The following is an 11,899-nucleotide window of genomic DNA, read 5'->3' on the forward strand; positions in this document are numbered from 1 at the left end:
CAACTGGAGGGAGGTTAGGTGTGAGTCTATGTCAAACGTTATCGTAAAAGAAAACGAGACTTTAGATAGCGCTCTTCGCAGATTCAAGAGAAGCTGTGCAAAAGCAGGTATCCAGCAGGAAATCCGCAAAAGAGAGCATTACGAGAAACCAAGCGTTCGTCGTAAGAAAAAATCTGAAGCCGCAAGAAAACGTAAATATAATTAATTGTGCGCAAAAATCCCTGGCTGCATTCAGTCAGGGATTTTTAAATCCCGCAATATCTTCAAATTTGGCTCATTGTCTTCAGGGAAGAACTGATTTTTATATATGGTGATATCGCTGGCTGACCACATGTCCGTTTTGTTGCTGACCGGTGTATGAAGGAGAAAATATAAACTTATGATGATTTTGAAAAAAATAGCCAAGCTTCTGTTTAACCGGGTATTTTATGTAATATTTGCCATGGCGGTGCAGCTTGGCTGGCTGTTGACTATATTTCTGCGTCTTGCAGGATATTCCAGATATATGTCTTTTATTCTGGATGTTATCAGTATTCTGGTTGTTCTGAAAATTGTGAATCGAAAGATAAATCCCTCGTATAAACTGGCATGGACGATGTTGATCCTGTGCCTGCCAATTTTTGGCCTTGTTTTGTATCTTGTATTTGGACGTTCCAGAATTGCTGCTTATATGCAGGATCGATTTAATGAGATGCTGATGAAGTCCGGTAATCTTTTACAGACAGATCCTGAAATACATGATCTTCTGGAGGCAGAAGATATATCTGCATGCAACCAGTCGGATTATATATATCATAATGCAGGTTATCCTATTCACGGAAATACTACCGCAGAATATTTCCAGGTTGGAGATGACATGTTCCCGGTTCTTGTAAGGGAACTGGAGCAAGCACAGCATTATATTTTTATTGAGTATTTTATAATCCATGATGGAGTAATGTGGAGAACCATACTGGATATACTGGAGAGGAAGGTTCAGGAAGGTGTGGATGTCCGTCTGATTTATGATGACATGGGATGTCTTACCACGCTCCCTCATAAATATTATGAAACCATGAGATCCAAAGGAATCAAGTGTCAGGTCTTTAATCCTTTCCGTCCGATCTTGAATATTATCCAGAATAACCGTGATCATCGGAAATTCTGTATTATTGATGGATATGTGGGATTTACCGGTGGTGTAAATCTGGCAGATGAGTATATCAACCAGAAGGAGCGCTTTGGACACTGGAAGGACACTGCGGTTATGCTGAAGGGGGAAGCTGTCTGGAACATGACTGCCATGTTCCTTCATATGTGGAATGTGATTACCAATAACCGTGAGGATCATTCACTTGAGAAATATCTGCCTCATGTATGGCATCCGGAGGCATTTGAAGGGGATGGATATATTCAGCCGTTTTGTGATTCTCCGCTGGATAACGAGACTGTTGGAGAGAATGTTTATCTGAATATTATCAATCGTGCAAAAAGGTATGTGTATATCTGTACACCCTATCTTGTTATTGACAATGAGATGATGACTGCTCTTTGTCTCGCAGCAAAAAGTGGTGTGGATGTCCGTCTGATGACACCTGGGATTCCAGACAAAAAATTGGTATTTCTTCTTACCCAGTCTTACTACGAGCAGCTTCTGGAAGCAGGAGTGAAAATCTATGAATATCAGCCGGGATTTTTACATGCCAAGTCCTTTGTATGTGATGACGAGATCGCTGTTGTGGGAACCATCAATCTGGACTACCGGAGCTTGTATCTTCACTTTGAGGATGGTGTATGGATCTATCGGAATCAGGTGATTTATGATATTAAAAAGGATTTCACAGATACCCTGGAATATTGTAATCCGGTATCTTTGGAATTCTGTCGTGGAAGAAATATTGCAGTGCGGGCGATGCAGAGTATTCTAAGGTTATTTGCACCGATGCTGTAGAGCGTGTTCAAAAAGGGGGTTCTGCAAATTGAGGCGTATAGATTGCGGAAATGATTTTTCAAACACGCTCTAAACCTTATGCAGAATGAGTATATAGATGATGCCCCTTACCTGCGGCATTGCCATATATAAATCAGGAGGTCAGATATGAGAAAAGAGATAAAGAAACAGCTTCAGACGATTATGGATCAGGCAGTAAAGGATAATCAGATTGCCGGTATGAATATGATGGTAATAAAGGACGGCCAGGAGGAAGCCTATCTTCAGTGTGGCTATGCGGATAAAGCAAATGGGAAAATGATTGAACGGGATACCATATTCCGTCTTTTTTCCATGACGAAACCGATTACAGCGGCAGCGGCCATGATTTTATTTGAAAGAGGAGTAATTGATCTGGCAGATCCGGTTTCCAGATATATTCCGGGATTTGCAGACCAGATGGTGTCTGTACCTGGCGGACTGGCACCAGTATGGCATAATGTAACGGTTTATCATTTGTTGTCTATGACCAGTGGTTTGACTTATGGCGGAAACAGCAGTGCCGCAGAGTTTGCCGTTGGAAATGTGATGGAAGAAATACATGCACGTCTGAATACAGAGCATCCCATGACAACACTGGAATTTGCAGATAAGATCGGCAGATGTCCTTTGGAGTTTCAGCCCGGAGAGCGCTGGAAGTATGGGGTATCCGCAGATATTCTGGCAGCAGTGGTGGAGAAGGCTTCCGGCATGAAATACGGTGAATTTCTTAAGAAAGAGCTTTTTGTGCCTTTGGGAATGAAAGATACAGATTTCTATGTTCCAGGTGAGAAGCTGGACAGACTGGCCATGACTTATGAGCAGACTGCCGGTGAAATGAAAGAATTCCGTGACAACAGTCTGGGAATCCGTCTTTCCATGGACGTACCGCCTGTTTATGAAGCCGGAGGGGCAGGGCTTGTTTCCACCATTGAGGATTATTCCAGATTTGCGGCTATGCTGATAAACAAAGGCAGCTTCCAGGGCAGACAGATCCTTAAGCCTGCTTCTGTGGAATATATGACCACCCACAAGCTTATAGCATGTCAGCAGGAGTGGTTTGAAAAATGGTGGGAGATGAAAGGATATTCTTATGGAAATCTGATGCGTGTGATGACGGATCCGTGGAAGGCACCCTTTGCATGCTGTGAGGGTGAATATGGCTGGGATGGCTGGCTTGGCTGCTATTTCGCCAATTTTCCCAAGGAGAATATGACGATTCTTATGATGATGCAGAAGAAAGATGCAGGGACATTTGATCTTACAAGGAAGCTGAGAAATGTGCTGCTTCTTGGAATGTAATATAAAGAGGAATTTGAGTTATGCCTAGAATTTATGCAGACAATGCAGCAACCACAAAAATAAGTCAGACAGCAATGAAGGCTATGATTTCTGCAATGGAGAATAGTTACGGAAATCCGTCCAGTATTCATCAGATTGGGATGGCAGCAAATGATGCCTTACAGACGGCGAGAGAGCAGATCGCACGTTGCCTTGGCTGTATGCCGAAAGAGATTTTTTTTACATCAGGTGGGACAGAATCAGATAATCAGGCAATTGTGTCAGCGGCTATGCTTGGGGCGAAACAGAATAAGAGGCATATTATTTCTACTGCGTTTGAGCATCATGCGGTGCTTCATACTCTGAGAAGGCTGAAGGAGCAGGGATTTGAGATTCAGCTTCTGGATGTGGGTGCAGAGGGGAATATTACAGCTGCTCAGGTGGAAGAAGCAATTCGGCTGGATACCTGTCTGGTTACGGTTATGTTTGCTAATAATGAAATTGGCTCTGTTCTTCCTATAGCGGAAATTGGAGAAGTCTGTCGTGCTCACGGGGTGCTTTTTCACACAGATGCAGTGCAGGCAGCAGGACATATCCCGGTAAATGTGAAGAAACAGAATATTGATATGTTATCTCTTTCCGCACATAAATTTCATGGTCCAAGAGGAATCGGTGCATTGTATGTGAAACGGGGGATTGAACTGACTTCTCTTATGGAGGGCGGCGGCCAGGAGCGTGGAAAACGGCCAGGCACAGAGAATTTACCGGCAATTATGGGAATGGCAGCTGCTCTGAAAGAAGAGTGCACTTTGATGGAACAAAATGAAGCCAAGGTTATCGCCATGCGAGATCGTTTGATTCAGGGGCTTTCGCAGATTCCTTATAGTATACTGAATGGTTCCAGGGAGAAACGCTTGCCTGGTAATGTGAATTTCTGCTTTGAAGGTGTATCCGGTGAAAGCCTGCTGCTTCTTCTGGATAGCAGGGGAATCTGTGCTTCTTCCGGTTCTGCCTGCGCATCAGGTGCCCTGGATCCAAGCCATGTACTTCTTTCTCTTGGTCTCGCTCCTGAAATCGCCCAGGGTTCACTCAGAATCAGCCTTGACATTTCCAATACTGAGGAAGAAATCGATTATATGCTGGAAGTGATTCCCCAGGTGGTGGAACAACTCCGCGGAATGTCAGATGATTGGCGGAAAAAGCATTGCGAGGATTAAAAGAATCGTGTATGATACAAGATATGATTATTAGAATAGATTGCTATTTAGTTGATTAAAAGTTCTTCAATGCGGACGCATTTGGACAATGTGTATTACTCACTCGCCGGCGCAACGCTACAGCGAACTAATCGCTAACTGCGACTAATGCGTTCGGGAGAGCCCTCACGCATAAGTCTCCGTAAGCGCTGGATTTCGCTTACGCTAAGAGCGCGCCTGAAATGGCTCGCTGGAGTAATACACATTGCCCAAATGCTGTGTGTCGGCTGGGACTTAAACACATTAAATAGTAATAGTTTTCAGTTTTTATGAGGTATAAATATGGAATCAGACAATATGAAAAAAGCATTGATCGCCATGAGTGGCGGCGTAGATTCTTCAGTGGCCGCTTACCTGATGAAGGAGCATGGATATGACTGCATCGGTGTCACCATGAAGCTTTTCCAGAATGAAGATGCCGGTGTGAGCCGCAAAAAAAGCTGCTGTTCTCTGGATGATGTGGAGGATGCAAGGAGCGTAGCGCATAATCTTGGAATCCCGTATTACGTGTTTAATTTCACCGCAGATTTTAAAAAACAAGTTATGGACCGCTTCGTAGCAGCCTATGAAAACGGTGCGACTCCCAATCCCTGCATTGACTGCAACCGCTATCTGAAATTCAACAGCCTTTACCACCGCGCAGAAGAATTAGGCTGTCACTATGTAGTAACCGGACACTATGCCAGAATTGAACAGCGGGAAGATGGAAGGTATCTTCTGAAAAAAGCGGCTGACCCTGCAAAAGACCAGAGCTATGTCCTTTATTCCCTTACCCAGGAGCAGCTGGCACACACCATGTTTCCACTTGGAGACATGAATAAACATCAGACCCGCATGATCGCAGACCAGCAGAATTTCTATAACGCAGATAAGCCGGATAGCCAGGATATCTGTTTTGTCCCAGATGGGGATTATGCTGGATTTATCCGCCGGTTTACAGGAAAAGACTATCCGGCAGGTGATTTTACAGATAAAGACGGAAATGTACTTGGGCATCATAAAGGAATTATTGGCTACACGGTAGGTCAGCGAAAGGGGCTTGGTATTGCAGCCGGGAAGCCGGTTTATGTTACCAAAATCTGTCCGGCAGAGAACCGCGTGATTCTGGGAGATAATGAAGATTTGTTCCATCGCGAACTGGATGTGGAAGACTTTAATTTCATCTCCTTTGATACCCCGCCGGCAGAATTCCGCGCCAAAGCCAAGGTTCGTTACCGCCAGAAGGAGCAGTGGGCAACTGTAAAAGTTACTGGAGAACATAGTGTACACATCATTTTTGATGAGCCCCAGAGAGCTATCACCAAAGGGCAGGCAGCTGTGCTTTATGATGGAGACGTAGTCATTGGCGGCGGTGTGATCACGGGCTGATAAAATCCGAAATTGCATGATATCTGTTGAAAATATATTGATGTAAAACAACCGGAAGAAATATAGCTAGGTCTATATTAAATTCTGGTTGTTTTTTTGTTTATGCAGTCAGTTTACAAAAAATTAAGAATATATCTTTGTTTTATAGATGACTAACCCTATGGGAAAATGTTACAATAACCCATATTAGGCATCAAAGTGGAGCGTATAGATGATAGAATGCCTTTTCAAACACGCTCCAGTCAACTACAGTGAAATATTCAGAAATGGAGGTATATGTGGAAAAAAGAAAATTAATCAGAGAACTTCAGTCCCATCAGTCCGTCTTAAAGGAAAAAGCCAGGGAGAAAGCCAGAGAATCCATCAGCGCAGTGATTCCCATTGTACTGATCGTTTTTATACTTGGTTTTACCGTGGCTGCGTTATCCCCAGGCATCCTGGTGGAATTCCTGGTAGGATCTGTGCTTGTGATCCTGGGAATGATCTTTTTTTCCATGGGAGCAGAATTATCCATGACGCCCATGGGAGAACATGTGGGAGGCAGTATGCTTCGCACGAAAAAGTTAGGCTTTATTATAATTATCGGTTTTATTCTGGGCTTTATTATCACAATATCTGAACCAGATCTGCAGGTTCTTGCAGAACAGGTTTCTTCTGTGCCCAATCTGGTGCTGATCTTATCTGTGGCACTTGGTGTTGGTGCGTTTCTTGTTGTGGCCTTATTGCGTATCCTTTTTGGAATTGCGCTGCCGCCATTGTTATTCAGTTTCTATATTTTAGTATTTGTATTAGCCATGTTTGTTCCTGAGAATTTTCTGGCAGTGGCATTTGATTCCGGTGGAGTGACCACTGGACCTATGACGGTACCCTTTATTATGGCATTGGGTGTTGGTATTGCATCCATCCGTAATGATAAACATGCTGGAGATGATAGTTTCGGACTTGTGGCCCTGTGCTCCATTGGACCTATTTTGGCAGTCCTGATTCTGGGACTTTTGTACCACACGGAAGGCAATGCTGCGCTGGAAGTGGTTTCTGAAGTGGAAAACTCGATAGAACTGGGAAAATTATTTGCAGTCGCACTGCCAAAATATTTTAAAGAGATCGCTGTATCCCTTTTCCCAATTATTGCTTTCTTCGGAATTTTCCAGATTGTTTCGCTGAAATTGAATAAAACTGTGCTGATCAAAATCTGTATCGGCTTATTTTATACATATATAGGACTTGTTCTGTTTCTTACCGGGGCAAATGTAGGCTTTATCCCAGCTGGAAATTACCTGGGGATGGTATTGGGAAATCTGCCTTATAACTGGATTCTTGTGCCTCTTGGAATGGTGATCGGTTACTTTATTGTAAAAGCCGAGCCTGCGGTATATGTGCTGATGAAGCAGGTTGAGGAGCTGACTGACGGAGCGATTTCGGGGAAATCTATTCAGATCGGTTTGTCTGTGGGTGTGGCAGTCTCTGTTGGGATTTCCATGCTTCGGGTGCTGACCGGAATCTCCATTTTCTATTTCCTGGTGCCAGGCTATGCCATTGCTTTAATTCTCAGCCTGTTTGTGCCGAAAATTTTTACTGCCATTGCATTTGACTCCGGTGGTGTTGCCTCTGGACCTATGACCGCAACCTTTCTCCTTCCTCTGGCACAGGGCGCCTGTGAAGCTGTGGGAGGAAATATTGTGACAGATGCCTTTGGAGTAGTGGCGATGGTTGCCATGACGCCTCTTATTACTCTTCAGGTGCTGGGCTTGGTTTACCAGGTAAAAGGCGGCGAGCTTGGAGGCAAGGGGAAGAATTTGCCTGCGGACAAAATACCAGTGGAAGCTATACCAGTGGCGGAACTGTTTGAAGAACTGGAAGACACAGAAATTATAGAGTTATAGAAAATTAAGAAAATAGGGATTGAGTGTTGACTCAAACACATTATAAATGAACAACTATAGTTAGGAACACCTAATAAATGCCATTTTTGTGTGGCACAAAGTGGAAGTACAGATTATAGGAATGATGATTGAGTACACTCAGGAGAGATTATGAACAGCAACGAACTTTATAAAGAAAGGAATCATCTATGAGCGAATTATACATGATGGTTACCATCACCAACCGAAAATACATGTCGAAATTTGCAGCACTTTACCGGGAAAATCAGATAGAAGTAGGAACGGTTTCTCTTGGTATGGGAACTGCCTCAAGCTCCATCCTTGACTATATGGGATTAGAAGATGATGAGAAAAGCATCTGTTTTCACTTTGTGACAGCAGCTACCTGGAAAAAGGTGAAAAAGGGCTTGCAGAACCAGCTGCGGATCGACGTGCCCGGAACTGGGATCGTGTTTACCATTCCCATGAGCAGCATTGGCGGCAAACGGGAATTGGGATTTCTCATTCAGGGACAGGAGTTTGTAAGAGAGGAGGAAGGTACATTGAAAGAGACAAAGCATGAACTGATCGTGGCAATTGCCAATTACGGATATAACACCCAGGTGATGAAAGCAGCAGAGGAGGGTGGCGCAACCGGCGGTACCGTTCTGCATGGAAAAGGGGTAGGAATGAAGCGTGCCGAACAGTTTCTTGGCGTTTCCCTGGTTTCCGAAAAAGAGGTGATCTTCATTGTGGCAAAATCAGAGCAGAAAAATGCCATTATGAGTGCTATCATGGAAAAAGCCGGGATTACCTCCAAGGCCGGAACCATCGTATTTTCCCTCCCCGTAACCAGCACAGCCGGGCTGCGGATTCTGGAAGATGAGGAAGAAAATTCATAAACTCCATATAAACTCCATATAGACGTGGTATACTGCGAATAATGTGTCAAGGTCCGCAATGGTAAATCAGATTTTTTTTGCACGCCCCAAGTATTATGAAATCTATTGCGCAACTGTTTATAGGAAAATAAAAGAAATAGGCTTGGGGAAATTTGCCAGATATGGGGAGAGAAAATGAGTTATATTTTTGTGGTGGAAGATGAATTTGATATACAGGAATTGTTGAAAAATTATCTGGAAGAGGCAGGATATCAGGTGTTTTGCGCCTCTGATGGGGTGGAAGCTATTAATCTGTACGAGGAGGAAAAAGAGAAAATTGATTTGGTTCTTCTGGACGTGATGTTGCCTAAAATCAATGGCTTTGGGGTGTTGGAGTTGATTCGGAAATCTTCGTTGGTGCCGGTGATCATGCTCACCGCCCTGGATGATGAGTCCTATCAGATAAAAGGGTACGATCTTCAGGTGGATGAGTATGTGACAAAACCTTTTTCAACGCAGGTACTATTGCGGAAAATAGGGGCAGTGCTGCGACGCAGTGGGAAACATTTATCAGATGAGAAGAACCCTGAGATATTACAGTATGGAGATTTAAAGCTGGATTCTTCCGGTTACCAGGTGTGGGAGGAAGAGCGAAAAGTGGAGCTTACCCAGAAAGAGTTTGAACTTTTGCGAGAGTTCCTTTTGAACAAAGGGCGTGTACTAACCAGGAATCAGCTTTTGGATGCTGTGTGGGGTGCTGATTATTTTGGAGAAGACCGGATTGTGGATACACACATTAAGAATCTTCGGAAAAAGCTGGCAGGGGATTACATTGATACCATCAGAGGAGTAGGATATCGCATTGATAAAATACATAAAAAGCAGAATTAGTGTAAAAATATTTCTTTTAACCATGGTGATCCTTATGGCTGTATCCGGGGTTTCCTATGGCTTCGTGACCGCTTTTATGCCGCGCAGCTATTCCGATTCCCTGAACCGGACGCTGGCAGCAAGGGCGAAGCAGCTGGCAGAATCTTTGTCCGGATATACTTTGGAAAATGCATTATCTGTTATGGAAGAATTCAGCAGTGCGAATCAGTCTAGAGTGGTTCTTCTTGATGAAAATGGTGGAATTGTCAGGGAGTGGAATGGACTTGGGGATGCGCTGATGATAACTTCAGAGATAGAAGGAAGCAGTGAAGGGGTGTCAGAAGAATTTGCCAGTACAGTAGAAACTATGGAAGCAGATAATATCCAGACAGAAGAAGGTGTTTCCATGGTGGAGCAGATGGAACAGCAGGCTATGGGACGTTATGAGGTTGCTTTTAAAGGAACAGATCATAAGTATACCCTTTTTGTGTTTGGCTCTACCCAGCTTGTGAATCAGGCAGTGGAAGCATTGGGGCAGATCCTTCCGTGGATGCTGCTTACTGTTTTTGCGGTATCTTTGCTGATCGCTCTTTTTTATTCCAGATATTTGTCAAAGCCAGTGCAGAAGTTGGGCGCGGCTTCTGACAAAATGGCGAATCTGGATTTCTCGGTGCGCACTGATATGAAGCGTATAGATGAAATTGGGGTTTTATCCAGAAGCCTTGACACAATGGCGGAAAGCCTGGATCAGGCTTTGTCCAGCCTTTGGGAAGCCAATGCCAAACTGAAAGATGAGATGGAACAGGAGCGGAAACTGGAACAGCAACGTATGGAATTTTTTGCAGCAGCGTCCCATGAGCTGAAAACGCCTGTGACCATACTAAAAGGGCAGATTGAAGGCATGGAACAGAATGTGGGAGTCTACAAGGATCGGGACAAATATCTTGCCCGGGCAAGAGAAGTGACGGTTACTTTGCAGAATATGGTTCAGGAAATCCTGGTGATTTCCAGAATGGAATCCTGCGGTTTCTCATTAAAGAAAAAAGAGATGGATATGGCAGAGCTGGTGAGGCTTCAGCTGGCAGACCTGAACGAGCTTTTTGAGCAGAAAAATATGGAACTGGAAATCTTTTTGCCAGAGAAGTGTCCCTGCATGGCAGATTCTGGACTGATGGCGATTGCAGTCCGGAATATTCTGGTAAATGCAGTACGGTATTCACCTGCTGGTGAGAGAATAAGTGTGAAATTATCCACGGATTATAATGTGGATTCTTCCACATCTAACTCTTTTCTACTAAAAGAAGTTTCAGGGTGCCAAAATTCAAGAGAATTGAAAAGTATGAAAAATACAGCGAAGATACTTCTGGAAGTGGAAAACACAGGTGTGCACATAAGCCAACAGGATCTTCCCCGTTTGTTTGACGCCTTTTACCGCGTAGATTTCTCCCGTAACCGCGAAAACGGCGGCAGCGGTCTGGGACTTTATATTGTACGGGAGATTCTGGAACAGCATGGGGCAGAGTATGAGATGAGAAATACAGAGGCAGGTGTGTGTTTCCAAATGGAATTGTTGCCAGTGATCGTATCCCTCCAATGATTCTCCATATTCGCATGTTTCAGACACGCTCTAAGTTGAAACTTCATAGAAATCACAAATTACTTACATATGGAATACAAGAAAATGCTCTATTCTTTTTAATGTAATCAAAAAGAAGAAAGGAGCATTTTTTATGAAAACAATGCAGAAAAACAAAGGGTTGAAAAAAAGAGGAAAAGGGCTGGCACTGGGAATCTGTGCAGCAATTCTGGGTACTGTTGGTGTGGCATGGATACCGCAGACAGTGGCATGGGCGTATGCAGAGAGTTATATGGATGCAGATGGAAAGATGGTAACCAAGGTTTTTCAAAATGGGGACACAGATACTGTGACAGATGAGACCGACGAAGTGACAGCGGCTGAAGCAGAAAATGCTGGAAAATCCGCTACAGAATCAGCAACAGAGGATTTTTTCGTGACAGTTGTGCAGGATGGACAGAATACGGATGATAAGACGGATATAGAGATAGCGCAGGATTCAGCTGCAGATCAGGTTGGGTATATGGCAGACGGGAATAGTTATATTTATAAGGCATTAGGGCTGGAATATGATGAAGAGCAGAAAGCCTGGATGTGGAAAGAAAAACCAGTTTATGCAATCTGGTTTGGAGATGCGGGAATGATCATTTACGGAGATGTAAAGCCGGAAGGTGAGAATTGTCTGCATATTACATGGGAAAGCGGAGATGGAACTGCTACATTTAAGGTGCAGGAAATGACGAAAAACGAGTTGAAGAAGGCGTATTTAGCAGATTAAATGGGAGCATCCCAAAGTTTGTGTAAACCTCCAAACTGATGTAAGATAAAATTACTCAGTTTGGAGGTTATTTTTATGG

At 43.8% G+C, this 11,899-nt stretch carries 10 protein-coding genes; all 10 read left to right on the top strand.

Annotated elements, in window-relative coordinates; all coding sequences use genetic code 11:
- Positions 1-28 precede the first annotated feature (28 nt).
- The 10 genes from rpsU (at position 29) to ACESTK_RS09800 (ending at position 11,820) form a co-directional block, all read left to right on the top strand.
- A complete protein-coding gene (rpsU, locus tag ACESTK_RS09755; RefSeq protein ID WP_004222305.1) occupies positions 29-205 on the top strand; it encodes a 30S ribosomal protein S21 in 177 nt (58 codons plus the stop codon).
- 174 nt (positions 206-379) lie between these two features.
- Positions 380-1,930, top strand: a complete 1,551-nt coding sequence (cls, locus tag ACESTK_RS09760; protein WP_118578023.1) for a cardiolipin synthase — start codon at positions 380-382, stop codon at positions 1,928-1,930.
- Between the two features lie 147 nt (positions 1,931-2,077).
- Positions 2,078-3,250 carry a serine hydrolase domain-containing protein gene (locus ACESTK_RS09765; RefSeq protein WP_373119640.1) on the top strand — a complete coding sequence of 391 codons (1,173 nt, stop codon included), beginning with the start codon at positions 2,078-2,080 and terminating at the stop codon, positions 3,248-3,250.
- A gap of 20 nt (positions 3,251-3,270) precedes the next feature.
- Positions 3,271-4,446 carry a cysteine desulfurase family protein gene (locus ACESTK_RS09770; protein ID WP_118578024.1) on the top strand — a complete coding sequence of 392 codons (1,176 nt, stop codon included), beginning with the start codon at positions 3,271-3,273 and terminating at the stop codon, positions 4,444-4,446.
- A 321-nt stretch (positions 4,447-4,767) separates the two neighbouring features.
- Entirely contained in the window at positions 4,768-5,853 is a 1,086-nt protein-coding gene (gene mnmA / locus ACESTK_RS09775; protein ID WP_226837743.1) for a tRNA 2-thiouridine(34) synthase MnmA, read from the top strand.
- Between the two features lie 278 nt (positions 5,854-6,131).
- Positions 6,132-7,736, top strand: coding sequence for a DUF1538 domain-containing protein (locus ACESTK_RS09780; protein WP_373119642.1), 1,605 nt, complete (start codon positions 6,132-6,134; stop codon positions 7,734-7,736).
- Positions 7,737-7,924: 188 nt separating this feature from the next.
- Positions 7,925-8,617 (top strand): P-II family nitrogen regulator, encoded by a 693-nt coding sequence (locus tag ACESTK_RS09785; protein ID WP_373119644.1) that lies wholly within the window; start codon positions 7,925-7,927, stop codon positions 8,615-8,617.
- Positions 8,618-8,791: 174 nt separating this feature from the next.
- The gene (locus ACESTK_RS09790; protein WP_195391618.1) at positions 8,792-9,487 is read left to right on the top strand and encodes a response regulator transcription factor; all 696 of its coding nucleotides are present in this window, start codon (positions 8,792-8,794) and stop codon (positions 9,485-9,487) included.
- Positions 9,459-11,063: an ATP-binding protein gene (locus ACESTK_RS09795; RefSeq protein ID WP_373119646.1), complete on the top strand. Its 1,605-nt coding sequence runs from the start codon at positions 9,459-9,461 to the stop codon at positions 11,061-11,063. The genes ACESTK_RS09790 and ACESTK_RS09795 overlap by 29 nt, the downstream gene beginning before the upstream one ends.
- 133 nt (positions 11,064-11,196) lie before the next feature.
- Positions 11,197-11,820, top strand: coding sequence for a hypothetical protein (locus ACESTK_RS09800; protein ID WP_173715962.1), 624 nt, complete (start codon positions 11,197-11,199; stop codon positions 11,818-11,820).
- Positions 11,821-11,899: the final 79 nt, after the last annotated feature.

The organism is Ruminococcus sp. Marseille-P328 (assembly GCF_964249465.1).
Taxonomy (GTDB): domain Bacteria; phylum Bacillota; class Clostridia; order Lachnospirales; family Lachnospiraceae; genus Blautia_A; species Blautia_A faecis.